Raw genomic sequence first — 26933 nt, 5'->3', positions numbered from 1 at the left:
CCGCGCCCGACGGGTGCGGCCCCTTCCCGTTCTCGTACGGCAGGCTAGTCCTGCTTCTTCCGCCGTGTCCCGAACACGATCTCGTCCCAGCTCGGGACCGCCGCGCGGCGGCCGGGACGGACGCCGTCCGCCTCGGCCTGGCGGTCGGTGGCGCCGACGAGACGGTCACGGTGGGCGCCGACGGAGCGCGGCATGAGGACGTCCGCGTAGGCGGAACCGGCCGAGGCCGCGGGGGCCGGCGGTTCCTCCGCCTCGGGTTCGGCGGGCGGCTCCTCCGCGGGCGGTGCGGCCGGCGGCGGGGTTTCCGGAGCCGGGCGCTCCGGTACCACCAGGTCACCGCGGAAGCTCGGAACGGCCTCCAACAGGCTGGTCAGCGAGTCCCGTTCACCCGTGCTCTCCTCGACGGGCTCGGACGCCTGCGCGGGCAGGCTCGGCCGGTCGAGGGCGCGGTCCAGCGGACGGTCGCGCGGCAGCCGTGCGATGCGCGGCACGAACGGGAAGCTGGGCTCCGGGGCCGCGAGGTCCTCGGACTCGCCGATGAGCGAGCGCGCCTCGTCGTCGACGGCCTGCACGAGCCGCCGGGGCGGGTCGTACGTCCAGCTCGCCGAGTGCGGTTCGCCGGCGACCAGGTAGACCAGCAGGACTTCCCAGGTGCCGTCGTCGCGGCGCCAGGAGTCCCACTGCACGGACTCCTTCTCGGCGCCGCGCAGCAACAGCCGCTCCTGGACGGCCTCGCCGAGCTGCGGACCGGCGTTCTCACCGGGGCGGCGGACGGGCGTCTTGCGGGCCCGCTCGGCCATGAACGCACGCTCCGCGAGCACAGGGCCCTCGAAACGGCGTACGCGGTCGACGGGGATGCCGGCGAGCTGGGCCACCTCTTCGGCGGTCGCACCGGCGCGTATACGTGCCTGGATGTCGCGGGGGCGGAGATGGCTCTCCACCTCGATCTCGATCTGGCCGAGGCGGGGCCGGTCGCCGCGCACCGCCGCGCGCAGGCGTTCGTCGATCGGAAGCGTGTACTCCGTAGAGTCGGCAGCCTTCAGCACCAGCCGTGTGCCGTCATTCGAGACGGCCACGACACGCAGTTCGGGCATGGGGACCTCCCGGGTGGTGCCTGCCGACGTCACGTGCGTCGCTGCTTCCGCTAGTCGAGTGTGGCCTGCCCGGGTGCAGCCTGCCACAACCTTGCCGAGTTGCCCGGCGTGTCGGGCACGGGCCCTGGGCCGCCGTTATGGCACGGTTACCTATCCGCAACGCTAAGTGACCAACTCCGTCACCCTGTGCAACTAGCCCCCTCACGGCGGTCCTTGAAGGTCGCGGACGCCCTGGCGGGAGCCCGGACCCAGGGCTCGCCACAGTACTCCATTCGGGCCACGTGCGTGGATGGCGCGCCGCTCAACTTCTGGCAAGGGACGTTACCCGGCCGCTCGTTGAGCGGATCCGGCGATCTTGAACGTGGCGTACTTCACGTAATCGCCGGAAACGGAACCAATGGTTACGAGCCCAACACCCGCCGCAGGTAGGCGTTCTGGAAACGCCGGTCCGGGTCGAGCCGGTCGCGCAGCGCGGTGAACTCGCCGAAGCGCGGGTAGACCCCGGAGAAGTACTCGGCGTCCCGTGTGTGCACCTTGCCCCAGTGTGGCCGGCCCTCGTGGGCGATGAAGATGCGCTCGGCGGCGGTGAAGTACGCCTGGTACGGCGTGCCCCTGAACATGTGGACGGCGATGTACGCGCTGTCGCGGTCCGACGCCGTGGACAGCGTGATGTCGTCGGCCGGGGCGGTGCGCACCTCGACCGGGAAGCTGATCCGCAGACCGGAGCGGTCCACCATGGTCCTGATCTCGCGCAGCGTCTCGGTCAGGGCCTCGCGCGGGACGGCGTACTCCATCTCCACGAAATGCACCCGGCGCGGGCTGGTGAAGACCTTGTACGGAATGTCGGTGTAACTGCGCGCGGACAGGGCCCTGCTGGAGATCCGGGCGATCGCCGGGACGGTCGCGGGCGCCGCGCGGCCGACCCACTGGGCCACCTGGAAGACGCCGTTGGACAGGAACTCGTCCTCGATCCAGCCCGCGACCGGGGACACCGGCTTCTCCGGACCGGCGCTGCGGTTGTTGCGCTTGGTGTTGGTGCTGCCGGTGTGCGGGAACCAGTAGAACTCGAAGTGCTCGTTCTCGGCCCACAGTTCGTCGAAGTCGGCGAGGACCCTGTCCAGCGGCATCGGCTCCTCGCGTGCGGTGAGCAGGAAGATCGGCTCCACGGCGAAGGTGATCGCGGTGACGATGCCGAGCGCGCCGAGGCCGATCCGGGCGGCCGCGAAGACGTCGGAATTCTCCTTCTCGGAGCAGGTGAGCACCGAGCCGTCGGCGGTGACCAGCTCAAGTCCCTTGATCTGGGCGGCGATCGACGCCGACTCACGGCCCGTGCCGTGCGTGCCGGTGCTGGTGGCGCCGGAGACCGTCTGCTCCATGATGTCGCCCATGTTCGTGAGCGACAGGCCCTCGCGGGCCAGGGCCATGTTGAGTCGCTTGAGCGGGGTGCCCGCCTCGACCGTGACCGTCATGGCATCGCGATCGATCTTGCGGATGCCGGTCAGCAGCTGGGGGCGGATCAACACACCGTCGGTGGCGGCGATGGACGTGAAGGAGTGCCCGCTGCCGACGGCCTTCACGGTCAGGCCGTCCTCCGCGGCCTTGCGCACCGCCGCGGACAGTTCCTCCACGGAGGCCGGCGCGACCTCTCGCGCCGGACGGGACGCGACGTTGCCGCCCCAGTTACGCCACGTGCCGTTCTTCGCGCTCGCTGTGCTGCTCAACGGTGCCTCCCCGTTGCGTAGCCGGCCTGCTCAGCCGGCGATACCCCAGAAAACCGACCGCCACCGCGACGGCCCCGGACACCACCGGGACCCCGTACCCGGCACGCGCGCCGACCGCGTCGATGACCCAGCCGGCCACCGAGGAGCCGAGCGCGACGCCGACCGCGAGCCCGGTGCTCACCCAGGTCATGCCCTCGGTCAGTTGCGTGCGCGGTACGTGCTCTTCGATGAGGGACATCGTCGTGATCATCGTGGGAGCGATGGACAGGCCCGCAACGAACAGCGCCACGGCCAGAAGCGGCAAGTTTCCGACCAGTAGGAGGGGGATCATACTCACGCCCATCGCACATACGCCCAGCAGCCAGCGGCGGGCGGGCGCCCCGGCGAAGCGCAGCAGCCCGAACACGACCCCCGCCACGCAGGAGCCCGCCGCGTACAGCGCGAGCACCAGGCTCGCGGCGGCCTTGTGCCCCCGCTCGTCGGCGAAGGCCACGGTGACCACGTCGACGGCGCCGAAGATCGCCCCGGTCGCCGCGAAGGTGGCCACCAGCACCTGCAGGCCGGGGGAGCGCAGGGCGCTGCCGCCGCCGTGCTGCTCGCGCGGGTGCGGTGCGGGCTCCGTGGCGCGCTGGGAGGTCAGCCAGAAGACGCCGGCCGCCAGGAAGCAGGCGGCGAGCAGCGGGCCGGCCTCGGGGAACCAGGCCGTGGACAGACCGATCGAGATGATCGGCCCGAAGATGAAGCACACCTCGTCGACCACGGACTCGAAGGAGTACGCGATGTGCAGCTTCGGAGTGCCCCGGTACAGGGCGGCCCAGCGGGCGCGGATCATCGCGCCGAGGCTCGGCACGGAGCCGATGCCCGCGGCGCAGACGAACAGCACCCAGTCCGGCCATCCGAAGTGCGCGGCGAGCAGCAGCCCGGCCGCCGCGGAGAGTGCGACGAGCGTCGCGGGGCGCAGCACCCTGCGCTGGCCGTGCTGGTCGACCAGCCGGGAGATCTGCGGCCCGATCGCCGCGGCCGCGAGCGCGATGGTGGCCGACAGGGCACCCGCGAGCCCGTAGCGCCCGGTGAGCTGGGAGATCATCGTGACCACGCCGATGCCCATCATCGACAGCGGCATCCGGCCGAGGAGGCCCGCGGCGGAGAAGCCCTTGCTGCCGGGGGCGGCGAACAGGGCGCGGTAGGGGCTGGGCACGGGGTCTCCGATGGGTACGGATCAGCAACCGGAAGGTACGGATCAGTAAGGTGCTACTGCAGCTGATACAGCTTACGAGTAAGGGCACCCTAATGCACCCTTGATTCCACCGGTGAAGGCCTGCGGACAGGGACCGAACCCCCTCCGGCCACCCCGTCGTTTCCCGGCCGTCGGTGCCGGGTGGGAGGATCGAGCCATGTCAGACGCGCTCGATGCCAGCCCCTACGACGCCCTGCTCCTGCTCTCGTTCGGCGGCCCGGAGGGCCCGGACGACGTGGTCCCGTTCCTGGAGAACGTGACGCGAGGGCGAGGCATCCCCAAGGAACGCCTGAAGGAGGTCGGGCAGCACTACTTCCTCTTCGGCGGCGTCAGCCCGATCAACGACCAGAACCGTGCCCTGCTGGACGCCCTGCGCAAGGACTTCGCGGAGCACGGCCTGGACCTGCCGGTCTACTGGGGCAACCGCAACTGGGCGCCCTATCTGACGGACACCCTGCGCGAGATGACCGCGGACGGCCACCGCCGCATCCTGGTCCTGGCCACCAGCGCGTACGCGTCGTACTCCGGCTGCCGCCAGTACCGCGAGAACCTCGCCGACTCGCTGGCCGCCCTGGAGGCCGAGGGCCTGGAGCCGCCGAAGATCGACAAGCTCCGGCACTACTTCAACCACGAGGGCTTCGTGGACCCGATGACCGACGGCGTGCTGCAGGCCCTGGCCGACCTTCCCGAGGACGTCCGCGCGGGTGCGCACATCGCGTTCTCGACCCACTCGATCCCGACCGCGTCGGCGGACACCTCCGGACCGGTCGAGGCCCATGGCGAGGGCGGGGCGTACGTCGAGCAGCACCTGGAGGTGGCGCAGCTGATCGCCGGCGCCGTGCGCGAGCGCACCGGCGCCGACCACCCCTGGCAGCTCGTCTACCAGTCGCGCTCCGGCGCCCCGCACATCCCGTGGCTCGAGCCCGACATCTGCGACCACCTCGAGGAGCGCCACGCGGCCGGCGTCCCGGCGGTCGTGATCGCCCCCATCGGCTTCGTCTCCGACCACATGGAGGTCCTCTACGACCTCGACACGGAGGCCAGGGCCAAGGCCGAGGAGCTCGGGCTGCCGATGCGCCGCTCGGCCACGGTCGGTGACGACCCGCGCTTCGCCGCCGCGGTCCGCGACCTCGTCCTGGAGCGCGCGTCCGTGGAGCGCGGCGAGGAGGTCACGCCCTGCGCCCTGGGCGCGCTCGGCGCGAGCCACAACCTCTGCCCGGCCGGCTGCTGCCCGGCCCGCGCACCCCGCGCGGCAGCCGCCGGCGCCGACAGCCCCTACGCGTGAGGAGCGCCGTGACCGACCCCCTGCACCAGGAACTGCTCGCGCTCGCCCAGGAGGCCGCCCGCCGCGCCGGGGAGCTGCTGCGGGACGGCCGCCCGGCCGACCTCGCGGTCGCCGCGACCAAGTCGAGCCCGATCGACGTGGTCACCGAGATGGACATCGCGGCGGAGAAGCTGATCACGGACCTGATCTCCGAGCGCCGCCCGGACGACGGCTTCCTCGGCGAGGAAGGCGCCTCCACCGAGGGCACGAGCGGGATCCGCTGGGTGATCGACCCGCTCGACGGCACGGTCAACTACCTCTACGGACTGCCCACTTGGTCCGTCTCGATCGCCGCCGAGCAGGACGGCGACGCCGTCGTCGGCGTGGTCGCCGCCCCCATGCGCGGCGAGACGTACCACGCGGTCCGCGGCGCCGGGGCCCACGCCACGGGCGCCTGGGAGGGCGAGCGGGAGCTGGCCTGCCGCCCCGCGCCGCCCCTCGAACAGGCCCTGGTCTCGACGGGTTTCAACTACGTCACCGAGGTCCGCGTCCACCAGGCCGAGGTCGCCCGGAAGCTGATCCCCCTCCTGCGCGACATCCGGCGCGGCGGCTCGGCCGCCGTCGACCTGTGCGACGTCGCCTCCGGCCGCCTCGACGGCTACTTCGAGCGCGGGCTCAACGCGTGGGACCTCGCGGCGGGCGACCTCATCGCGCGGGAAGCGGGCGCCCTGACCGGTGGGCGGCCCGGAGAGCGCCCCGGACGCGATCTCGCGATCGCCGGCACCCCGGGCGTCTTCGAGCCGCTCCAGCGCCTCCTGGAGGACTTCGGCGCCTGGCACGACTGACCGTGTCCGCCGGCCGGCCCCGCGACGAATAGCAGGTGAACGCGGCCGTGGCGCGACACAGCGGGCCCCCGGCGCTGGATTCGCCGGGGGCCCGCTGCCGCGCTGCCGAGCCGATCGGACGCTAGGCGCCGACCTCCACACCGTGTTCGGCGGCGAGACGGCGCAGGTCGTCGAGCTCGCCCTGCTCCACCTCGACGAGGAAGTCGTCGCCTTCGTCGCGAGCCCGCGTCAGGTCGGACTCGGTCGTCTTTATGCGCTGCAGAAGTCCTGCGGTGAAAGCGTCCATGCTGCGCCCCCTCGTCCTGGGTCGTGGGTCGATGGCACGGGGGTGTGCCGTTCGGAAGGGGCGATCACGTCTCCTGCGAGTGCCCGGCGCAGCCGTGCCGGGCGGCGACGGTGCCGGACACCCACGCCCACTCTGCGGTAAGCGGATTGCGCCGTGCCGCATGGTGCTGCGGCACTAGCAGAGCGTGATCGCGGGGTATGAACCGTCCTCCCCCCGCTCCCTTCCGTGGAAACCTCAACCCGACGACAAAATCTTTGATTCCCGGGTCTCACACCTGTGCTTCATCCGGTACTCATCTGCCGCCCACTCGTCTTACTGCCGACTTATGACCGAAAAGGGCAGGATGGAGGCACCAGCCCAGGACGAACCCCGCCCGCGTGTGCCTTCCGGCTACGCGGGTGGACACAGGAAGGACATGCGACGTGCGCGTACTCGTGGTCGAGGACGAGCAACTGCTCGCCGATGCCGTGGCCACCGGACTGCGCCGGGAGGCCATGGCCGTCGACGTCGTGTACGACGGTGCGGCCGCCCTGGAGCGCATCGGCGTCAACGACTACGACGTGGTCGTCCTCGACCGCGACCTCCCGCTCGTGCACGGCGACGACGTGTGCCGCAAGATCGTCGAGCTGGGCATGCCCACGCGCGTGCTGATGCTCACGGCCTCCGGTGACGTCAGCGACCGGGTCGAGGGCCTGGAGATCGGCGCCGACGACTACCTGCCCAAGCCCTTCGCGTTCAGCGAGCTGATCGCACGCGTGCGTGCCCTCGGCCGGCGCACCAGCGTGCCGCTGCCGCCGGTCCTGGAGCGTTCGGGCATCAAGCTGGACCCCAACCGCCGCGAGGTCTTCCGCGACGGCAAGGAGGTCCAGCTCGCGCCGAAGGAGTTCGCCGTCCTGGAGGTGCTGATGCGCTCCGAGGGCGCGGTCGTCTCCGCGGAGCAGCTCCTGGAGAAGGCCTGGGACGAGAACACCGACCCGTTCACGAACGTCGTGCGCGTGACCGTCATGACACTGCGCCGCAAGCTGGGCGAGCCTCCCGTCATCGTCACCGTGCCCGGCTCCGGATACCGGATCTGATACGCAATGGCCGCAACACCCGCTCTCCCCACCGCGCCGCCCAAGCCCACCTGGGACCCCAGGAAGCCCGAACCGCCGTTCCCATGGCTGCGCCCGACCATCCGCATAAGGCTCACCCTGCTGTACGGCGGCATGTTCCTGATCGCCGGCATCCTGCTGCTGTCGATCATCTATCTGCTGGCGGCCCAGGCCCTGCACGAGGGCAGTGGCCAGTCCTTCCAGGTGACCGGCTCCAACCTCGACATGACCAGCACCACCTGCCCCGCTCTGAACTCGGCCCCGCCGGGCGAGCTCAACTCGATCCTCAAGCAGTGCGACGCCGTCCAGCGCCAGCACGCGCTGGACGACCTCCTCAGCCGTTCGCTGCTGGCCCTGCTCGGCCTCGCCGTGATCGCCTTCGCCTTCGGCTACGCGATGGCGGGCCGCGTCCTGTCGCCGCTCGGCCGTATCCTGCGCACGGCGCGCGCGGTGGCCGGCTCCGACCTGTCCCGCCGGATCGAGCTGGACGGCCCGGACGACGAGATCAAGGAGCTGGCCGACACCTTCGACGACATGCTGGAGCGCCTCGAGCGTGCCTTCACCGCCCAGCAGCGCTTCGTCGGCAACGCCTCGCACGAACTGCGCACGCCCCTCGCGATCAACCGAACGCTCCTGGAGGTCCACCTCTCCGATCCGAAGGCGCCCATGGAGCTGCAGCAGCTCGGCAAGACGCTGCTGGCGACCAACGAGCGCAGCGAGCAGCTCGTCGAAGGCCTGCTGCTGCTCGCGCGCAGCGACAACCAGATCGTCGAGCGCAAGCCGGTGGACCTCGCCGAGGTCGCCGAGCAGGCCGTCGACCAGGTGCGCGCGGAGGCGGACGCCAAGGGCGTGGAGATCCGCGGCGAGCAGAAGCCCGCAGTCGTCCAGGGCAACGGCGTGCTGCTGGAGCGGATCGCCCTGAACCTCGTGCAGAACGCCGTGCGGTACAACGTGCCGGACGACGGCTGGGTCGAGGTCACCACCGACGTCCAGCACGGGCAGGCGGTCCTGGTCGTGACGAACACGGGACCCGTCGTACCGGCGTACGAGATCGACAATCTCTTCGAGCCGTTCCGGCGCCTGCGCACCGAGCGCACCGGCAGCGACAAGGGCGTGGGACTGGGCCTGTCCATCGTCCGGTCCGTGGCGCGGGCGCACGGCGGCCACATCTCGGCACGGCCGCGCGAGGGGGGTGGGCTCGTGATGCGGGTGACCCTGCCGATCTGAGATCATGTCCCGGACACGCGGGGATGTTCGCTTTGCGCGGAATTTTCTGGCCGCCGGATGGCCTATCCCGTGTGTGATCGATCACATGGGCGATTTTCCGGCCATCTACTCTCCGTGATCATGATGACTTCCGGAAAGCCGGGAAAATCCGGGTTTTCGGGTCACCTGATCACGGGAAGTACAGGGTGAGATGCCTTTGAACAGCGGCATGGGGACCGTGTACGGTCCCGTTCGCCATCCAAGCCGATCACTCTTGAGGGGTCCGGTTGGGTGTCGATTGAGTAACAGACCTTGATGTGAGGCAAAATCTCCGCCTCGGGTCGGGCACAAGTCCGGCCTCTCACGCGTTACGTGCGCTGGAGACACCGCAGACACCCAGAGGGGGAGAGCGACATGGCAACGGATTACGACACTCCACGCAAGACCGACGACGACGTCGACTCGGACAGCCTTGAAGAGCTGAAGGCCCGGCGGAACGACAAGTCGACGTCCGCCGTCGACGTCGACGAGTTCGAGGCCGCGGAAGGCCTGGAGCTGCCCGGCGCGGACCTCTCCAACGAGGAGCTGGCCGTCCGGGTGCTGCCGAAGCAGCAGGACGAGTTCACTTGCATGAGCTGCTTCCTGGTGCACCACCGCAGTCAGCTGGCCCGGGAGAAGAACGGTCAGCCGATCTGCCGCGACTGCGACTGAGGCCGGGTCGGCCGTGACTGGCTCGACCCCACCTTGGAAGCGCCGCTTCCCGAAGCCGGTAGCGGACCAAGGGCCTTACGACGGCCCTCACGGCGCGCGTGACGACGAGCGGGGCCCCTCCGGTGTGACGCCCGGTACGGACGGGGCCACAGGATCGGCCTCGCTCGAACCGGCGGCCGGCCGGGGTGACCTCCCGGCTCCGTCAGGGACCCCCGCGCCCGTCGCCCGGCGGCGGGCCGCGGTGATCCGTGACAAGGCGCGTCAGGGCGTGCGCAAGAGCGGCAGCGCCGCGAGAGCCGGTCTGGCGTACGTCGCCGACCGGATCATCGACATCGCCCCGCGGGTCCCCGTACGGGACCTCGCCGCGCTCCGCAAGCAGTTCCCGGGTCTCGGGCCCGAGCAGCTCGCGGACAAACTCGTGGCGGGCGCGGCGGCCGCCACCTCCACCGTCGGAGCGGGCATCGGAGCGGCGGCGATGCTGCCCGTGCCGCCCGCGATGCCGACGGAGATCGCCGCCGAGATCACCGGCGTCGCCGCGATCGAGCTCAAGCTGATCGCCGAACTCCACGAGGTCTACGGCGTACGCCCGCCCGGCAACCTCAAGCAGCGCAGCACCGCGTATCTGAACTCCTGGTCGGGGGAGCGCCGGATCGACGTGGCCAAGCCGGCGACCGTGACCACGGCGCTCAACAGCCATGCGAAGCAGCAGCTGCGTCAGCAGATCATGAAACGCACGGTGCGCGACCTGCCGAACCTGATGCCCTTCATGGTGGGCGCGGCGGTGGGCGCGGTCATGAACCGGCGGGACACCAAGAAGCTCGCCGGGCGCATCCGCAGAGACCTGCGCAAGGTCCAGGTGCCCTGGGACGCGCTGCCCGCGCTGCCTCCTCTGGAGGCGCCCGCCGATCCGCTGCAGCTGGACGACTGAGCCGCGGGCCGAGCCCCTACGCGGCAGCCTCCCGCGCCGCCTTCAGCACCTCCGCGAGCCGCTCGGGCTCCCGCGTCGACAGGTACAGGTACGGCGTCGGGTCCTCGGGGTCGGTGACCTCCACCCGCAGGGCCCTCGGGATGTAGGCGCGCAGCAGCAGGAAGGCGCGGGTGTCGGCCTTGTACGTGCGCCAGGCGCGCGCCTCCTCCGGGTCCAGGACCTCAGCCTCGCCCAGGGCCGTGACCGGGATCTTCGCCTCGCCCGCGATGAGCGAGCCGCCCACCACGCGGATCCGGACCGAGCCGTACGAACTCGCCACGACGGCCGCCGCCGCGGTGCCGCCGACCAGGCCGCCGAGCATCGGCAGGGTGCCGAACGGCAGCAGGATCAGGGCGAAGGAGACGCCCACCAGGAAAGAGATCAGCCACCACGAGCGCGGGGCCGTGAGGCGTTCTTCGTACGGGGCGGTGGAGAGCTGCATGGAGCCAAGCTTGGCACGGTGTCCGGAATCGACGGACGCGCGGGTAAGGTCTGCGGCTGTGAGTGGTACTTCCCCAGCTCTTCAGCCCCCCGCCGACGCGGTGCGACCCGTTCGGCACCCCGACGCTCCCGCACCCGGTGAGCCTCTCGGTGCCCACAACGAACAGTGTTTCGGGTGTGGCGGCGAGCAGCCCCACGGGCTGCACCTGGAGGCGCGGGCCGGCGAAGGCGTCACGATCACCGCCGAGTTCACCGTGCAGCCCGCCCACCAGGGGGCTCCCGGTCTCGCGCACGGCGGCGTGCTCGCGACCGCGCTCGACGAGACCCTCGGCTCGCTGAACTGGCTGCTGCGGACGATCGCCGTGACCGGACGGCTGGAGACCGACTTCGTCCGGCCGGTTCCGGTGGGCACCACCCTGCATCTGACGGCCGAGGTCACCGCGGTGGCGGGCCGCAAGATCTACTCGACCGCCACCGGGCGCATCGACCGCCCGGACGGGCCCGTCGCGGTCCGCGCGGACGCCCTGTTCATCGAGGTGAAGGTCGACCACTTCATCGACAACGGCCGCCCGGAGGAGATCCGCGTCGCCATGAGCGACCCCGATCAGCAAAGGCGCGCCCGCGCCTTCGAGGTGAACCCGTGAGCCCTGCCCCCCGTCGAGAGCTCGACGTGCAGATCCGTCGCGTCGATCCGGACGTACCGCTTCCGACGTACGAGCACCCCGGCGACGCGGGAGCCGATCTGCGGACCACCGAGGCGTGCGAACTGAGGCCCGGTGAACGGACGGTGCTGCCCACCGGGGTGTCTATCGCCCTCCCCGAGGGGTACGCGGCCTTCGTGCATCCTCGATCCGGTCTGGCCGCCCGGTGCGGTGTCGCCCTAGTGAATGCCCCGGGGACGGTTGATGCCGGGTACCGTGGGGAGATCAAGGTGATCGTGGTGAATCTCGACCCGCGCGAGGCCGTGCGGTTCGAGCGCTTCGACCGGATTGCCCAACTGGTCGTCCAGCAGATCGAGAGGGTCCGCTTCCAGGAGGTCGCGGAGCTTCCCGATTCGGCGCGGGCCGAAGGGGGCTTCGGGTCCACCGGGGGCCATGCCTCGGTGGCCGGAACCAGCAGCACGAACGGTCAGGCCGCCGAGGGCGGCCGGGCGGGTGGGAATCGATACGCATCGGTCGTATCCGACCGGGAAGGACAGTGACGTGTTCGGACGTCGCAATAAGAAGGGTGCCGCCGAGGACGCGGCCGGCGAGGCCGAGCAGGTCGTCGACAGCGTCGACACTGAGGCGGACGAGGAAGAGCGCGGGCACGTGCGGCTCGAACCCGGGCCGCGGCCCGACGGACCCTGGGACGACTCCGAGGTGCGCGACCCGGCCGAGGGCCGCGTGGACCTGGGCGGGATCTTCGTTCCCGGGGTCGACGGCATGGAGCTGCGGGTCGAGGTCGCGGGTGACGCGATCGTCGCGGCGACCGTCGTGCTGCGCGACAGCGCCATCCAGCTGCAGGCCTTCGCCGCTCCCAAGCGCGAGGGCATCTGGGGCGAGGTGCGCGAGGAGATCGGTTCGGGCATCACCCAGCAGGGTGGGATCATCGACGAGGTCGAGGGTCCGCTGGGCTGGGAGCTGCGGGCCCAGGTGCCGGTGCAACTGCCGGACGGCACGGGCGGTTTCCAGGTCGTGCGGTTCGTCGGTGTGGACGGTCCGCGCTGGTTCCTGCGCGGTGTGATCTCGGGGCAGGGCGCGGTGCAGCCGCAGGCGGCCGGCCTGCTCGAGCAGATCTTCCGGGACACGGTCGTGGTCCGCGGTGAGGGCCCCATGGCGCCCCGCGACCCGATCGTCCTGAAGCTGCCGGACGACGCGCAGATGGTGCCCGAGGGCGTGCAGCAGGAGGAGTCCTCGCGCTTCGCCGGCGGCATGGGACAGCTCCAGCGCGGGCCGGAGATCACCGAGGTCCGCTAGACGCTCCGCAAGGAGAACGATTCGAGAGCCGCACCCCCACGGGTGCGGCTCTTTCACGTGCGTGACCTCTTGACGGTGCATTGGTCTGTACCTACCGTTCCGGCCACACGCGTCTGTTCATAAAGGCGCTTCACGTTCATGTACGAGAACGGAAGGCCCCCCACTATGCGCCGTACCGCCCTCCTCGTCTCCACCTCCGCGCTTGTCGTGGGCATGCTCGCGTGGCCCAGCGCCCGGCATGCGGACGCCGCCCCCAGCGCCTTCGTCCACCCCGGAGTCACCGTCTCCAAGGCGCAACTGGACTTCGCGCGCACCAAGGTCGCCGCAGGCGCCCAGCCCTGGAAGGGCGCCTACGACCAGATGATGGCGAGCAAGTACGCGGACCTGAACCGCACGCCGAAGCCCCGCGCCACGGTCGAGTGCGGCTCGTACTCGAACCCCGACTACGGCTGCACGGACGAGCGCGAGGACGCGATCGCCGCGTACACCGACGCGCTCGCCTGGTACATCACCCGCGACGACCGCTACGCGAAGAAGTCCATCGAGCTGATGGACGCCTGGTCCGCGGTGATCAAGGACCACACCAACAGCAACGCGCCCCTGCAGACCGGCTGGGCCGGCTCCTCCTGGCCGAAGGCCGCCGAGATCATCAAGTACACGTACACCGGGACCTGGTCGAACTCCGGCCGCTTCGCGAGCATGCTCCGCGACGTCTACCTTCCCGAGGTCATCAACGGCTCCAACTCCAACGGCAATTGGGAGCTGACGATGACGGAGGCCGCCGTGGGCATCTCCGTCTTCCTGGACGACAAGACGTCGTACGACAAGGCCATGGCGACGTTCCGGACCCGGACGGCCGCCTATGTGTATCTGGCCTCCGACGGCGATCTGCCGAAGACCGTGCCGAGCCAGCACCTCGACACCAGGCAGAAGATCGTCGACTACTGGCAGGGGCAGTCCACCTTCGTCACCGGGCTCACCCAGGAGACCTGCCGCGACTTCACCCACACTGGTTACGGAATCTCCTCGATCTCCCACGTCGCCGAGACCAGCCGGATCCAGGGCCAGGACCTCTACGGCACCGACGTCGGCGAGCGGCTGCGGCAGGCGCTGGGGTTCCAGTCCAAGTACCAGCTGGGCACGGCCGCCCCGAGCTGGCTCTGCGGCGGATCGCCGAAGCTCGGGCTCGGACCGGTCACCGAGGTCGGCTACAACGCCCTGCACAACCGCCTCGGCATCGCGATGACCAACACCCAGACGCTGACCGAGCGACAGCGCCCGGCCGGCAGCAACAACCTCTTCGTCGCCTGGGAGACGCTCACCCACGGGGACAATCCGAGCTGACCGACCGTTGAAGGACCGGGCCCCGGGTGGCGATACTGGCGCCCGGCCGACGGCTGCACGGGGGAGGGCGCATGAGCCAGGTGGTCACCGAGACCATGGTGCGGGTCGAGAACGTCCACAAGTCCTACGGCCATGGGGCGGCCGCCGTGCACGCCCTGCGGGGCGTCTCCTTCGAGGTGCCGCGCGGCGAGCTCGTGGCCCTCAAGGGGCGCTCGGGATCGGGCAAGACGACGCTGCTGAACATCGTCGGCGGACTCGACGCACCCGACGGGGGCCGGGTCACCGTCGACGGCCTCGATCTGTCGGCGCTCGGCGAGGACGGGCTCCTCGCCCTGCGCCGCGACCGCGTCGGCTTCGTGTTCCAGTCCTTCGGGCTCATCCCGATCCTCACGGCCGCCGAGAACGTCGGCGTGCCCATGCGGCTGCGCCGGACGGAGGTCCGGGAGCGCGAGGAGCGCGTGGAGCTGCTGCTCGCCCTGGTCGGCCTCGCCGACCACGCCGCGCAGCGGCCCGGCGAGTTGTCCGGCGGCCAGCAGCAGCGCGTCGCCATCGCCCGCGCCCTCGCGAACAGCCCCTCTCTGCTGATCGCCGACGAACCGACCGGCCAGCTGGACGCGGAGACCGGGCACGCCGTCATGGAGTTGCTGCGGGCCGTCGTCCACAGCGAGCGGGTCACGGCGCTCGTCGCCACGCACGACGCGACCCTGCTGGACCTGGCCGACCGGGTCCTGGAGCTGAGCGACGGGGAGATCGTCGAGCACTGATCCGCCGGGCCCGTCAGGGATGCGTCAAAAACATCACTTGCCCCGGCTCTCGTCCCATTTGTCCAGAACGCTGGCCGTAAGGTCGACGCTGCGTGCGCAGCACGGAACGGGAAGACAATAGGGGCCATGGGACGCGGCAAGCTTCGGATCTACCTCGGTGCGGCACCGGGCGTCGGCAAGACGTACGCCATGCTCTCCGAGGCGCACCGGCGCGTGGAGCGGGGCACCGACTGCGTCGTGGGCTTCGTGGAGCACCACGGCCGGCCGCGCACCGAGGTGATGCTGCACGGCCTGGAGCAGGTGGCGCGCAAGGAGCTGGAGTACCGCGGCGCCGTCTTCACCGAGATGGACGTCGACGCCGTGCTCGGCCGGGGTCCCCAGGTCGCCCTGGTGGACGAACTCGCCCACACCAACATCCCCGGCTCCCGCAACGCCAAGCGCTGGCAGGACGTGGAGGAGCTGCTCGCCGCCGGCATCGACGTCGTCTCCACCGTCAACATCCAGCACCTCGAATCGCTCGGCGACGTCGTCGAGTCGATCACCGGGGTGCGGCAGCGGGAGACGGTGCCGGACGAGATGGTGCGGCGGGCGGACCAGATCGAGCTGGTCGACATGTCGCCCGAGGCGCTGCGCCGGCGCATGGCGCACGGCAACATCTACCAGCCGGACAAGGTCGACGCGGCCCTGTCCAACTACTTCCGGCCCGGCAACCTCACCGCCCTGCGGGAGCTGGCGCTGCTGTGGGTGGCCGACCGGGTCGACGAGTACCTGAAGCAGTACCGGAGCGAGCACCGGGTCTCGAAGATCTGGGGTTCGCGCGAGCGGATCGTGGTCGGCCTGACCGGCGGACCGGAGGGCCGGACGCTGATCCGCCGTGCCGCCCGCCTCGCGGAGAAGGGTGCGGGCGGCGAGGTGCTGGCCGTCTACATAGCCAGCAGCGACGGGCTGACGGCCGCCTCGCCGAAGGAGCTGGCCGTGCAGCGCACCCTCGTGGAGGACCTGGGCGGCACCTTCCACCACGTCGTCGGCGACGACATACCGGCGGCGCTGCTCGCCTTCGCGCGCGGGGCCAACGCGACCCAGATCGTGCTCGGCGTCTCGCGGCGCAAGAGCTGGCAGTACGTCTTCGGGCCCGGCGTCGGCGCGACGGTGGCCCGGGACTCCGGGCCCGACCTCGACGTCCACCTGATCAGCCACGGCCAGGCCGGCAAGGGGCGCGGACTGCCGGTGGCCCGCGGGGCACGGCTCGGCCGGTCCCGGATCATCGCCGGGTGGGCGGTCGGCGTGATCCTCCCGGCCGTCCTCGCCGTGCTGCTCAGCAGCGTCCACCTGGGGCTCGCCAACGACATGCTGCTGTTCCTCGCGGTGACGGTCGCGGCGGCGCTGCTCGGCGGGCTGCTGCCCGCGCTGGCCTCGGCCGCGGTGGGCTCCCTGCTGCTGAACTACTTCTACACACCGCCACTGCACCGCTTCACCATCGCCGACCCCAAGAACATCGTCGCGATCGTCATCTTCGTCGGCGTCGGCGCCTCGGTCGCCTCCGTCGTCGACCTCGCGGCCCGCCGCACCCACCAGGCGTCCCGGCTGCGCGCGGAGTCGGAGATCCTTTCCTTCCTCGCGGGCAACGTGCTGCGCGGCGAGACCGGCCTGGAGGACCTCCTCGAACGGGTCCGCGAGACCTTCGGCATGGAGTCGGCCGCCCTGCTGGAGCGGGCGAGCGACCACGACCCGTGGACCTGCGCGGGCCGCGCAGGACTCGGGCCGGCGGTCGGGCGCCCGGACGACGCCGACGTGGACGTGCCGGTCGGGGACCACCTGGCGCTGGCGCTCACCGGCCGGGTGCTGCCCGCCGAGGACCGCCGGGTGCTGGCCGCGTTCGCCGCCCAGGCCGCCGTCGTCCTGGACCGCACGCGCCTCCAGGAAGAGGCCGACCGGGCCCGTGCGCTGGCCGAGGGCAACCGCATCCGTACGGCGCTGCTGGCCGCCGTCAGCCATGACCTGCGCACCCCGCTCGCCGGGATCAAGGCGTCGGTGTCGTCGCTGCGCTCGGACGACGTGGCGTGGTCCGAGGAGGACCAGGCGGAGCTGCTGGAGGGCATCGAGGAGGGCGCAGACCGGCTCGACCACCTCGTGGGCAACCTCCTGGACATGTCCCGGCTGCAGACCGGCACGGTCACCCCGCTGATCCGCGAGGCCGACCTCGACGAGGTCGTACCGATGGCGCTGGTCGGGGTGCCCGAGGGCAGCGTCGGGCTGGACGTGCCGGAGACCCTGCCGATGGTCGCCGTCGACCCGGGGCTGCTGGAGCGGGCGATGGCCAACCTGGTCGAGAACGCCGTCAAGTACAGCCCGCAGGGCAAGGCGGTCCTGGTCGCCGCGAGCGCCATCGCCGACCGGGTGGAGGTACGGGTCGTCGACCGCGGCCCCGGCGTCCCCGACGAGGCCAAGGAGCGCATCTTCGAGCCCTTCCAGCGCTACGGCGACGCCCCGCGCGGGGCCGGCGTGGGCCTCGGTCTCGCCGTGGCGCGCGGCTTCACCGAGGCCATGGGCGGCACCCTCAACGCCGAGGACACCCCCGGCGGCGGCCTCACCATGGTCCTCACCCTGCGCGCGGCGGCGACGCACGCGCGGGATCTTCTCCACTCGGCGGAACCCGAAAGGCAGACCACATGGTGAGCCCGACCGGCGGTGCCCCCCAGGCCCCCACCAGGGTGCTCGTCATCGACGACGAGCCGCAGATCGTCCGCGCCCTCGTGATCAACCTCAAGGCGCGCAGGTACGAGGTCGACGCGGCCCACGACGGCGCGAGCGCCCTCCAGCTCGCCGCCGCCCGCCACCCCGACGTGGTCGTTCTCGACCTGGGCCTGCCCGACATGGACGGCGTCGAGGTGATCAAGGGGCTGCGCGGCTGGACCCGGGTGCCGATCCTGGTGCTCTCCGCGCGGCACACCTCCGACGAGAAGGTCGAGGCGCTGGACGCCGGCGCCGACGACTACGTCACCAAGCCCTTCGGCATGGACGAGCTGCTGGCCCGGCTGCGGGCCGCGGTCCGCCGGGCCGAGCCGGTCGGTGCCGGCGAGAACGACGTGACCAGCGTGGAGACCCCGGAGTTCACCGTCGACCTGGCCGCGAAGAAGGTCCACCGGGACGGCAGGGACGTACGGCTGACGCCCACGGAGTGGCATCTGCTGGAGGTGCTGGTGCGCAACACGGGACGCCTGGTGAGCCAGAAGCAGCTCCTGCAGGAAGTGTGGGGCCCGTCATACGGGACCGAGACGAACTACCTCAGGGTGTACATGGCGCAACTGCGCAGGAAACTCGAGGCCGACCCGTCCCACCCCAAGCACTTCATCACCGAGCCGGGCATGGGCTACCGGTTCGAGGGCTAGGGCCGCGGGTACGTAGCCGTCAGTGCACCCCGGTACGCTTCAAGACATGAGTGCTGTTCCTCGTTCCGAAAAGCCGGTGGGCCGGTTCCGGCGCATGCTTGACCGGCTCTCCTCTTCGCAGGAGGACCTGGAGTCCGAGGAGCTGCGGGAGGATACCGAGACCGCGGGCTGTACCCGGATCGGTGACTGCCACGACCGACAGATCGTCACGGTTACTGGTACCTTGCGCACGGTCACCCTGCGGCCGCGTGCGGGCGTCCCGGCCCTGGAGGCCGAACTGTTCGACGGCTCCGCCGCGCTCGACGTGGTGTGGCTCGGGCGGCGCTCCATCGTCGGGATAGAGCCGGGGCGCAGACTGATCGCATCAGGCCGGATCTCGCTGAGCCGGGGCCGCCGGGTGCTGTTCAATCCGAAATACGAACTGAGACCCCTCGGACGGGAGTAGCCGGTGACGTCGCTCGACAAGCCGACCGAAGACACTCAAGCCGACGACACGCGGACGGTGACGGAGGCCGCCCTGTTCGAGGCGTTCGGCGGTGTGCGGGGCATGGTCGAGACGGTGCTGCCCGGCCTCCTCTTCGTCACCATCTACACGATCAACAAGGACCTGCACTGGTCGGCCATCGCCGCCCTCGTGGTGTCCCTGGCGCTCGTGGTGGTCCGCCTGGTCATGCGGGACACCGTCAAGCACGCGTTCAGCGGGGTCTTCGGCGTCGCCTTCGGTGTCGTCTTCGCGATGATGACGGGCAACGCCAAGGACTTCTACCTGCCCGGCATGCTCTACACGCTGGGCCTGGCGCTGGCGTACATCGTCACGACGCTGTGCGGGGTCCCGCTCCTCGGGCTGATCCTCGGGCCCGTCTTCAAGGAGAACCTCTCCTGGCGCACGCGTAACCCGGGCCGCAAGAAGGCGTACTCCAAGGCCAGTTGGGCCTGGGGCCTGATCCTGCTCGGCAAGTGCGCGATCCTCTTCCCGCTGTACTGGTGGGCGAACACGGCTCAGCTTGGCTGGGTCCTGGTCGCCCTCAAGATCCCGCCGTTCCTGCTGGCCGTGTGGCTGACCTGGGTCTTCCTGGCGAAGGCGCCCGCGCCGATCGACGTCTTCGCGGAGATGGAGGCGGAGGAGCAGGCCGAGAAGGAGCGGGCCGCCGCGGAGGGGATCGAGGCGAGCGGCGGGCGGCACCGCCGGTAGGCGTAGTCCGGTCCTGGACGCGCCTCGTCCTCGAACGCCGGACAGGCTGAAAGAACGAACAAAGGGCGCCCCCCGTTCTCGGGGGGCGCCCTTCGCCGTCTAGGAACGCGGCGGCTAGCCCGCCGTGTCCTCCCTGCGCAGCGACAGCAGGTCCTCCAGCTGTTCCTCCCTGGCCTGGGCGGCCACGAAGAGGAGTTCGTCGCCCGGCTCGAGGGAGTCCTCGCGGGACGGGGTGAGGACGCGGGTGCCGCGGATGATGGTGACCAGGGAGGTGTCCTCGGGCCACTCCACGTCGCCGACCTGGGTGCCGGCCAGGGCCGACTCCTCCGGCAGCGTCAGCTCCACCAGGTTCGCGTCGCCGTGGCTGAAGCGGAGCAGGCGGACCAGGTCGCCGACGCTCACCGCCTCCTCGACCAGGGCGGACATCAGACGAGGGGTGGAGACGGCGACGTCGACGCCCCAGGACTCGTTGAAGAGCCACTCGTTCTTGGGGTTGTTGACACGGGCCACGACGCGCGGAACGCCGTACTCCGTCTTGGCGAGGAGCGAGACGACCAGGTTCACCTTGTCGTCGCCCGTCGCGGCGATCACCACGTTGCAGCGCTGCAGCGCCGCCTCGTCCAGCGACGTGATCTCGCAGGCGTCGGCCAGCAGCCACTCCGCCTGCGGGACGCGCTCGACCGAGATGGCGGTCGGCGTCTTGTCGATGAGCAGGATCTCGTGGCCGTTCTCCAGCAGCTCGCCCGCGATCGAGCGGCCTACCGCACCGGCACCGGCAATGGCGACCCTCATCAGTGCCCCCCCTCCTCGTCAGGACCCTTGGCGAAGGCCGCCTCGACCTTGTCGACCTCGTCGGTGCGCATCATCACGTGCACCAGGTCGCCCTCCTGCAGCACCGTCTGGGAGGTGGGCAGGATCGCCTCGCCGAGCCGGGTCAGGAACGCCACCCGGACGCCCGTCTCCTCCTGCAGCTTGCTGATCTTGTGACCGACCCAGGCGGCGGAGGCGTGCACCTCGGCGAGCTGGACGCCGCCGGTGGGGTCGCGCCACAGCGGCTCGGCGCCGGAGGGGAGCAGCCGGCGCAGCATCTGGTCGGCGGTCCAGCGGACCGTCGCGACGGTGGGGATGCCGAGGCGCTGGTAGACCTCGGCGCGGCGCGGGTCGTAGATGCGGGCGGCGACGTTCTCGACACCGAACATCTCGCGGGCCACGCGCGCGGAGATGATGTTCGAGTTGTCACCGCTGGACACGGCGGCGAAGGCACCCGCCTCTTCGATGCCGGCCTCGCGCAGGGTGTCCTGGTCGAAGCCGATGCCGGTGACCCGGCGGCCGCCGAATCCGGGGCCGAGGCGGCGGAAGGCCGTGGGGTCCTGGTCGATCACTGCGACCGTGTGCCCCTGCTGCTCCAGGGTCTGGGCAAGAGCGGAACCTACTCTTCCGCAGCCCATGATGACGATGTGCACGACCGTCCTTCCGGTGTCAAGAATCACTGCTCAGCCCGATCAGGGTCTCAGACCGACGCCCAAAGCTACACACCAGCGGTGGGCCGTAGGCACCCCTGTGCACGGTTGCCGCGCGGCTTGTGATGTCAGCGCCGGCTGATGCTGCGGACACTGGCGAGAGTCAGGATTCCGAGGCCGACGAGGGCCGCCGCGGCGCCGATCAACTCTGCGGTGGCGTGCATGGAACCTCCGTGGAACGACAACAGGGCGATGACAGCGGGGAGTAGAGCGGTGCTTGTCATATAGGCATGACGCGACGGCGGGCCGCGGAATCCGCAGCCGTGGCCTCGCTGTTTTCACCCGGAGGGCAGATCCGGGGACGGCGGTCCCCGGCTCGCGCAGGGCCAAGGGTGGGGGAGGTGGTTCACCGCCCGTTCGAACGCCTACGATTACCTGTTGTGTCCAAACTGACCGACGTGCCCAAACGGATTCTGATCGGGCGCGCACTGCGCAGCGACCGGCTCGGCGAAACGCTCCTGCCGAAGCGCATCGCCCTCCCCGTCTTCGCCTCCGACCCGTTGTCCTCGGTGGCGTACGCCCCCGGGGAAGTACTGCTGGTCCTTTCCATCGCAGGCGTGTCGGCGTACCACTTCAGCCCCTGGATCGCGCTCGCGGTCGTGGTGCTGATGTTCACGGTGGTCGCCTCCTACCGGCAGAACGTGCACGCCTACCCCAGCGGCGGCGGCGACTACGAGGTCGCCACCACCAACCTGGGTCCCAAGGCGGGCCTGACCGTGGCCAGCGCCCTGCTCGTCGACTACGTCCTGACCGTGGCCGTCTCGATCGCGTCCGGCATCGAGAACCTCGGCTCGGCGGTGCCCTTCGTGGTCGAGCACAAGGTCTTCTGCGCGGTCACCGTGATCGTGCTGCTGACGCTGATGAACCTGCGCGGCGTCAAGGAGTCCGGCAAGCTCTTCGCGATCCCGACGTACGTGTTCGTCGGCGGCGTGTTCATCATGATCGCGTGGGGCGCGTTCCGCGGCATGGTGCTCGGGGACACGATGCGGGCACCGACGGCGCACTACACCATCAAGGCCGAGCACCAGGGCCTCGCCGGATTCGCCCTGGTCTTCCTGATGCTCCGGGCCTTCTCCTCCGGCTGTGCCGCGCTCACCGGCGTCGAGGCGATCTCCAACGGCGTGCCGGCCTTCAGGAAGCCCAAGTCGAAGAACGCGGCGACCACGCTCGCGATGATGGGCCTGCTCGCCGTCACCATGTTCTGCGGCATCATCGTCCTCGCCCTGACGACCAAGGTCCGCATGGTCGAGAACCCGGCCACCGACCTGCTCAGGCACGGTGTGGGCGTCGGTTCCGGATATGTGCAGAACCCGGTGATCACACAGGTCGCCGAGGCCGTCTTCGGCAAGGGCAGCTTCTTCTTCGTGGTGCTCGCCGCGGCCACCGCGCTGGTGCTGTTCCTGGCCGCCAACACCGCCTACAACGGCTTCCCGGTGCTCGGCTCGATCCTCGCCCAGGACCGCTACCTGCCCCGCCAGCTGCACACCCGCGGCGACCGGCTCGCCTTCTCCAACGGCATCGTGCTGCTGGCCGGCGCGGCGACCCTGCTCGTCATCATCTACGGCGCCGACTCGACCCGGCTGATCCAGCTGTACATCGTCGGCGTGTTCATGTCCTTCACGCTCAGCCAGACCGGCATGGTCCGGCACTGGAACCGCCATCTGGCGGTCGAGAAGGACCCCGCCAAGCGCAGCCACATGGTCCGCTCGCGGGCCATCAACACCTTCGGCGCCTTCTTCACCGGTCTGGTGCTGGTCGTCGTCCTCGTCACCAAGTTCACGCACGGTGCCTGGGTGGCGCTGCTGGGCATGTGCATCTTCTACGCGACGATGACGGCCATCCGTAAGCACTACGACCGGGTCGCCTCCGAGATCGCGGCCCCCGAAGGCCCGAGCGACGACAGCGTACGGCCCTCCCGGGTGCACTCGGTGGTCCTGATCTCCAAGATCCACCGGCCCACGCTGCGCGCCCTCGCCTACGCCAAGCTGATGCGCTCGGACACCCTGGAGGCGCTGACCGTCAACGTCGACCCGGCGGAGACGAAGGCGCTGCGGCAGGAGTGGGAGCGGCGCGGCATCGACGTACCGCTGAAGGTGCTGGACTCGCCGTACCGCGAGATCACGCGGCCGATCATCGAGTACGTCAAGGGGCTGCGCAACCAGTCGCCGCGGGACGCGGTGTCCGTGATCATCCCCGAGTACGTCGTGGGCCACTGGTACGAGCACCTGCTGCACAACCAGAGCGCGCTCCGGCTCAAGGGCCGGCTGCTGTTCACACCCGGCGTCATGGTCACCTCGGTGCCCTACCAGCTGGAGTCCTCGGAGGCCGCGAAGATGCGGGCCCGCAGGCGGCAGGACTGGAGCGCGCCGGGCTCGGTGCGGCGCGGTCCGGCCCAGTCGGGCCGCTCGAAGGAGCACACCGGCAGCCAGGGCTGACGCTCGCCGGTCAACGGCCGGACGACACCCACGTAGACTGGTGGGCTGTTGTCCGGCCGTTTCGCATCCGACGTTGTGGAGTCACCCCGCCATGCAGGCAGAACCGAAGAAGTCGCTGGTGGGGGAGGAGTACGAGGTCGAGGTCGGGCCCGTCGCCCACGGCGGCCACTGCATCGCCCGTACCGCCGAGGGCCAGGTCCTGTTCGTCCGGCACGCACTGCCCGGCGAGCTGGTCGTGGCACGGGTGACCGAGGGGGAGGAGGGGGCCCGGTACCTGCGCGCTGACGCGGTCGAGATCCTCACCGCCGCCAAGGACCGCATCGAGGCGCCCTGTCCCTACGCCGGTCCCGGCCGCTGCGGCGGCTGCGACTGGCAGCACGCCAAGCCCGGTGCACAGCGCCGGCTCAAGGGCGAGGTCCTCGCCGAGCAGCTGCAGCGGCTCGCGGGTCTCACGCCCGAGGAGGCCGGCTGGGACGGCACGGTGATGCCGGCCGAGGGTGACAAGCTGCCCGCGGGCGAGGTGCCCGCCTGGCGCACGCGCGTGCAGTACGCGGTGGACGCCGACGGCCACGCCGGTCTGCGCCGCCACCGTTCGCACGAGGTCGAGCCGATCGACCACTGCATGATCGCCGCTCCCGGCGTGAGCGAGCTGGGCGTCGAGAAGCGCGACTGGAGCGGCATGGCCTCCGTCGACGCGATCGCGGCGACGGGTTCGCAGGACCGCCAGGTGATCCTGACGCCGCGTCCGGGCGCCCGCCTGCCGATCGTGGAGCTGGATAAGCCGGTGTCGGTGATGCGCGTCGAGGAGAAGGACGGCGGGGTGCACCGGGTGCACGGCCGTCCCTTCGTCCGCGAGCGCGCGGACGGGCGCACCTACCGGGTCGGCAGCGGCGGCTTCTGGCAGGTCCACCCGAAGTCGGCGGACACGCTGGTGACGGCCGTCATGCAGGGCCTGCTGCCGCGCAAGGGCGAGATGGCGCTCGACCTGTACTGCGGCGTCGGCCTGTTCGCGGGCGCGCTGGCCGACCGGCTCGGCGAGCAGGGCGCGGTGCTCGGCATCGAGTCCGGCAAGCGCGCGGTGGAGGACGCCCGGCACAACCTCGAAGGCTTCGACCGGGTGCGCATCGAGCAGGGCAAGGTGGACGCCGTGCTGCCGCGCACCGGCATCACCGAGGTCGACCTCATCGTCCTGGACCCGCCGCGGGCCGGCGCGGGCCGGAACACGGTGGCGCACCTGACCACGCTCGGCGCGCGCAGGATCGCCTACGTCGCCTGCGACCCGGCCGCGCTGGCCCGGGACCTGGCCTACTTCCGGGACGGCGGCTACCGGGTGCGGACGCTGCGGGCGTTCGACCTGTTCCCCATGACCCACCACCTGGAGTGCGTGGCCATCCTGGAGCCGGCGGACAAGGCCCGCTGACGGTCCGGGCAGGCGCCGGCCGAGTTCGGACACGCGGTGGTGGTGGTCGCTGGTGAACCGGGGCCGTGAGCGGCAGAGTTGACGGGAGTGGTGGAGAGGGTCGGGTTCAACCCCGTTTTCACCCGAGCGCGATAAAGATCACGCCTGGTGAGGCGGTATTGGCCATGTCCGCGACACGCGATACGGTCGATGCGATATCGACGAAGGCAAGACGGAAGCCGGTGGGAACCCGGCACGGTCGCGCCACTGTGTGTCGCAGCCCCGCAAGGGCGGCGGCGAGTCAGACCCGTAGCCCTCGTCCTGTGCACCATCGAAAAGGGACGCGAACTCCCGGAGAGGCACTGCCATGGCGCAGCATGTCGCCCAGCCGACAGCCACCACTCCCACCCTCCCCGCCAAGCTGCCGATCGGCGCGATCGCCCCGTGGGCGGTCTTCTTCGGCATCCTGATGCTTGTCCTGCTGTACTTCGTCGGCGCCGAGCAGGGCGCCACGTCCGTCGTCTCCGGTTCGGACGTCCACGAGTGGGTGCACGACGCCCGCCATCTGCTCGGTTTCCCCTGCCACTGACGCAAGGGACCCCGACACCCTCATGAACTCCGCAACGGTAAGAAACCTCCTTGTGCGGGGCATGCTCGCCGGTCTCGCGGCCGGCCTGCTCGCTCTGGTCGTCGCCTACTTCCTCGGCGAGCCGAACGTCGACAAGGCGATCGGCTTCGAGGAGGCGCACGCGCACGAACACGAGATGGAGATCGTCTCCCGCGGTCTCCAGTCCACCGCCGGCCTCGCCACCGGCGTACTGGTCTACGGTGTCGCCTTCGGCGGCATCGCAGCCCTCGCGTACTGCTTCGCGCTCGGCCGCGTCGGCCGCTTCGGCCCGCGGGCGACCGCGCTGCTGCTCTCCGGCTGCGCGCTCCTCGCGGTGTACGTCGTGCCCTTCCTGAAGTACCCGGCCAACCCGCCCGCCGTCGGCAACGCCGACACCATCGGCAAGCGGACCACCCTGTACTTCCTGATGATGGTGCTCAGCGTGCTCCTCGCGGTCGCCACGACCATCCTGGGCAAGCGGCTCGCCCCGAGACTGGGCAACTGGTACGCCACCGTCGCCGCGGTGGCCGCGTTCGCCCTGCTGATCGGCCTGGCATTCGCGTTCCTGCCGGTCGTCAACGAGGTGCCGCAGAACTTCCCGGCCACCGTGCTGTGGCGGTTCCGGCTCTCGGCACTGGCCATCCAGATCACCCTGTGGGGAGCATTCGGGCTCGCCTTCGGCGAGTTGGCCGAGCGGCAGCTGAACCCCAAACCGGCCAAGGCGGCCGCGCCGCCGGCGATCACCGCCGCGAGTCCACGGTGACCTGAACCGATCGAGTGAGAGGGCCCGCGGATCCGTCCGCGGGCCCTCTCGCGAGTGTGGGTCAGTCGCCGGCCGGTTCCGGCTGCAGCGGGTTCCCCAGCCGCAGGTTCCAGCGTCCCGCCCGTCCGCTGATCTCGGTCGCCGTCAGCGGCGGTACGTCCGCGCGCCAGAAGGACGCCGCGGGCGCTCCCAACACCCGTACCACCACGGCCCGTACGACGTCCGGCTCGACCACGGCGAGCGTGCGGCCGTCCGTCTGCGAGACGCCATCCAGCCAGCGGCCGACGCGCAGGCACAGGTCCTGCACCGACTCTCCGCCGTGGGGTGCGGAGTCCGGGTCGGTCAACCACCGGGCCACCCCCTCCGGTTCGGACCCGCCGACCTCGTCGAGCGTGCGGCCCTCCCAGCGCCCCGTCCGCAGACCGGCCAGTTCCGTCAGCGGCTCGGCGGCGGCGAGCCCGAGTGCCGTCGCGGTCTCGCGGCAGCGCGTGCTGGGGGAGACGACGACATGGGCGGCCGGGGGCACCGTCCCGGCCGCCGCACGGGCCCGCGCCGTGCCGCCGTCGTCGAGCGACGTCGTGCCGTCGTCGAAGCGCGCCTGGCGCAGCGACGGGCCCATGGCGGGCGAGATGAGGGTGACACGGCTGGTCACGGTGCTCCTGTCGTCCGGGGCGGGGAGTCCGCCGCTCGCCGGTG

The 26933-nt window shown here is 70.8% G+C and carries 27 protein-coding genes and 1 riboswitch; of the genes, 19 read left to right on the top strand and 8 right to left on the bottom strand.

Translation table 11 applies throughout. The features are described 5' to 3' along the window. Positions 1-44: 44 nt before the first annotated feature. The 3 genes from sepH to ACGFYN_RS03395 form a co-directional block, all read right to left on the bottom strand. The gene (sepH, locus tag ACGFYN_RS03405) at positions 45-1094 is read right to left on the bottom strand and encodes a septation protein SepH (RefSeq protein WP_393864025.1); all 1050 of its coding nucleotides are present in this window, start codon (positions 1092-1094) and stop codon (positions 45-47) included. A gap of 401 nt (positions 1095-1495) precedes the next feature. Further along, on the bottom strand, positions 1496-2815 hold the full coding sequence (locus tag ACGFYN_RS03400; protein ID WP_393864024.1) for a D-arabinono-1,4-lactone oxidase: 1320 nt from the start codon (positions 2813-2815) through the stop codon (positions 1496-1498). After that, a complete protein-coding gene (locus ACGFYN_RS03395) occupies positions 2775-4013 on the bottom strand; it encodes an MFS transporter (protein ID WP_393864023.1) in 1239 nt (412 codons plus the stop codon). The genes ACGFYN_RS03400 and ACGFYN_RS03395 overlap by 41 nt, the downstream gene beginning before the upstream one ends. A 196-nt stretch (positions 4014-4209) precedes the next feature. Between ACGFYN_RS03395 and ACGFYN_RS03390 the strand changes: the two genes are divergently transcribed. Beyond that, the gene (locus ACGFYN_RS03390) at positions 4210-5337 is read left to right on the top strand and encodes a ferrochelatase (RefSeq protein ID WP_393864022.1); all 1128 of its coding nucleotides are present in this window, start codon (positions 4210-4212) and stop codon (positions 5335-5337) included. Between the two features lie 8 nt (positions 5338-5345). Continuing rightward, a complete protein-coding gene (locus ACGFYN_RS03385; protein ID WP_393864021.1) occupies positions 5346-6161 on the top strand; it encodes an inositol monophosphatase family protein in 816 nt (271 codons plus the stop codon). Between the two features lie 121 nt (positions 6162-6282). Here ACGFYN_RS03385 and ACGFYN_RS03380 read toward each other — a convergent pair whose 3' ends face one another. Then, positions 6283-6447 (bottom strand): hypothetical protein, encoded by a 165-nt coding sequence (locus ACGFYN_RS03380; RefSeq protein ID WP_164932146.1) that lies wholly within the window; start codon positions 6445-6447, stop codon positions 6283-6285. Between the two features lie 422 nt (positions 6448-6869). Between ACGFYN_RS03380 and ACGFYN_RS03375 the strand changes: the two genes are divergently transcribed. The 4 genes from ACGFYN_RS03375 to ACGFYN_RS03360 all read left to right on the top strand — a co-directional run bounded on the left by ACGFYN_RS03375 (position 6870) and on the right by ACGFYN_RS03360 (position 10386). Further along, positions 6870-7523, top strand: coding sequence for a response regulator transcription factor (locus tag ACGFYN_RS03375; protein WP_016432179.1), 654 nt, complete (start codon positions 6870-6872; stop codon positions 7521-7523). A gap of 6 nt (positions 7524-7529) precedes the next feature. Then, positions 7530-8768 (top strand): sensor histidine kinase, encoded by a 1239-nt coding sequence (locus tag ACGFYN_RS03370; protein WP_393864020.1) that lies wholly within the window; start codon positions 7530-7532, stop codon positions 8766-8768. A gap of 393 nt (positions 8769-9161) precedes the next feature. Then, positions 9162-9458: a DUF4193 domain-containing protein gene (locus ACGFYN_RS03365; RefSeq protein ID WP_005481602.1), complete on the top strand. Its 297-nt coding sequence runs from the start codon at positions 9162-9164 to the stop codon at positions 9456-9458. Between the two features lie 13 nt (positions 9459-9471). Continuing rightward, a complete protein-coding gene (locus ACGFYN_RS03360) occupies positions 9472-10386 on the top strand; it encodes a hypothetical protein (RefSeq protein WP_393864019.1) in 915 nt (304 codons plus the stop codon). Positions 10387-10402: 16 nt separating this feature from the next. On the opposite strand, the gene ACGFYN_RS03355 is transcribed toward ACGFYN_RS03360, so the two are convergent. Beyond that, on the bottom strand, positions 10403-10867 hold the full coding sequence (locus ACGFYN_RS03355; RefSeq protein WP_393864018.1) for a DUF3093 domain-containing protein: 465 nt from the start codon (positions 10865-10867) through the stop codon (positions 10403-10405). 58 nt (positions 10868-10925) lie between these two features. Between ACGFYN_RS03355 and ACGFYN_RS03350 the strand changes: the two genes are divergently transcribed. The 9 genes from ACGFYN_RS03350 (at position 10926) to ACGFYN_RS03310 (ending at position 19513) form a co-directional block, all read left to right on the top strand. Further along, positions 10926-11510, top strand: coding sequence for a PaaI family thioesterase (locus ACGFYN_RS03350; protein WP_393864017.1), 585 nt, complete (start codon positions 10926-10928; stop codon positions 11508-11510). Further along, complete coding sequence (gene dut, locus ACGFYN_RS03345; RefSeq protein ID WP_393864016.1) at positions 11507-12067, top strand: dUTP diphosphatase; 561 nt, start codon at positions 11507-11509, stop codon at positions 12065-12067. Before ACGFYN_RS03350 ends, dut begins: the two co-directional genes overlap by 4 nt. A 1-nt stretch (position 12068) precedes the next feature. Then, positions 12069-12824: a DUF3710 domain-containing protein gene (locus ACGFYN_RS03340; protein WP_393864015.1), complete on the top strand. Its 756-nt coding sequence runs from the start codon at positions 12069-12071 to the stop codon at positions 12822-12824. A gap of 165 nt (positions 12825-12989) precedes the next feature. After that, positions 12990-14168: an alginate lyase family protein gene (locus ACGFYN_RS03335; RefSeq protein ID WP_393864014.1), complete on the top strand. Its 1179-nt coding sequence runs from the start codon at positions 12990-12992 to the stop codon at positions 14166-14168. Positions 14169-14239: 71 nt separating this feature from the next. Then, positions 14240-14932: an ABC transporter ATP-binding protein gene (locus tag ACGFYN_RS03330; protein WP_393864013.1), complete on the top strand. Its 693-nt coding sequence runs from the start codon at positions 14240-14242 to the stop codon at positions 14930-14932. Positions 14933-15058: 126 nt separating this feature from the next. After that, positions 15059-17608, top strand: coding sequence for an ATP-binding protein (locus tag ACGFYN_RS03325; RefSeq protein WP_393864012.1), 2550 nt, complete (start codon positions 15059-15061; stop codon positions 17606-17608). Beyond that, on the top strand, positions 17602-18321 hold the full coding sequence (locus ACGFYN_RS03320) for a response regulator (RefSeq protein ID WP_393864011.1): 720 nt from the start codon (positions 17602-17604) through the stop codon (positions 18319-18321). The genes ACGFYN_RS03325 and ACGFYN_RS03320 overlap by 7 nt, the downstream gene beginning before the upstream one ends. A gap of 46 nt (positions 18322-18367) precedes the next feature. After that, positions 18368-18766 (top strand): OB-fold nucleic acid binding domain-containing protein, encoded by a 399-nt coding sequence (locus ACGFYN_RS03315; RefSeq protein ID WP_393864010.1) that lies wholly within the window; start codon positions 18368-18370, stop codon positions 18764-18766. A 3-nt stretch (positions 18767-18769) separates the two neighbouring features. Next, complete coding sequence (locus tag ACGFYN_RS03310; protein ID WP_393864009.1) at positions 18770-19513, top strand: DUF3159 domain-containing protein; 744 nt, start codon at positions 18770-18772, stop codon at positions 19511-19513. A gap of 114 nt (positions 19514-19627) precedes the next feature. Here ACGFYN_RS03310 and ACGFYN_RS03305 read toward each other — a convergent pair whose 3' ends face one another. Beyond that, positions 19628-20305 (bottom strand): potassium channel family protein, encoded by a 678-nt coding sequence (locus ACGFYN_RS03305; RefSeq protein WP_393864008.1) that lies wholly within the window; start codon positions 20303-20305, stop codon positions 19628-19630. After that, positions 20305-20976: a potassium channel family protein gene (locus ACGFYN_RS03300; RefSeq protein ID WP_393864007.1), complete on the bottom strand. Its 672-nt coding sequence runs from the start codon at positions 20974-20976 to the stop codon at positions 20305-20307. Before ACGFYN_RS03300 ends, ACGFYN_RS03305 begins: the two co-directional genes overlap by 1 nt. 437 nt (positions 20977-21413) lie before the next feature. Here ACGFYN_RS03300 and ACGFYN_RS03295 point away from each other — a divergent pair, with 437 nt between their 5' ends. The 4 genes from ACGFYN_RS03295 (at position 21414) to ACGFYN_RS03280 (ending at position 26237) form a co-directional block, all read left to right on the top strand. Then, a complete protein-coding gene (locus tag ACGFYN_RS03295) occupies positions 21414-23468 on the top strand; it encodes an APC family permease (RefSeq protein ID WP_393864006.1) in 2055 nt (684 codons plus the stop codon). 91 nt (positions 23469-23559) lie between these two features. Continuing rightward, positions 23560-24888, top strand: coding sequence for a class I SAM-dependent RNA methyltransferase (locus ACGFYN_RS03290; RefSeq protein WP_393864005.1), 1329 nt, complete (start codon positions 23560-23562; stop codon positions 24886-24888). Between the two features lie 165 nt (positions 24889-25053). Further along, a riboswitch (cobalamin riboswitch) is annotated at positions 25054-25195 on the top strand. Between the two features lie 39 nt (positions 25196-25234). After that, entirely contained in the window at positions 25235-25456 is a 222-nt protein-coding gene (locus ACGFYN_RS03285) for a CbtB-domain containing protein (RefSeq protein WP_393864004.1), read from the top strand. Positions 25457-25478: 22 nt separating this feature from the next. After that, positions 25479-26237, top strand: a complete 759-nt coding sequence (locus ACGFYN_RS03280) for a CbtA family protein (protein WP_393864003.1) — start codon at positions 25479-25481, stop codon at positions 26235-26237. Between the two features lie 61 nt (positions 26238-26298). Here the strand turns inward: ACGFYN_RS03280 and ACGFYN_RS03275 are convergent, their stop codons facing one another. Then, entirely contained in the window at positions 26299-26889 is a 591-nt protein-coding gene (locus tag ACGFYN_RS03275; protein ID WP_393864002.1) for a histidine phosphatase family protein, read from the bottom strand. Positions 26890-26933 lie beyond the last annotated feature (44 nt).

It is taken from the genome of Streptomyces sp. NPDC048419 (assembly GCF_043200415.1).
Taxonomy (GTDB): domain Bacteria; phylum Actinomycetota; class Actinomycetes; order Streptomycetales; family Streptomycetaceae; genus Streptomyces.
Note: the sequence above shows the minus strand (reverse complement) of the source record. Positions and strands in the feature narration are given on the sequence as shown.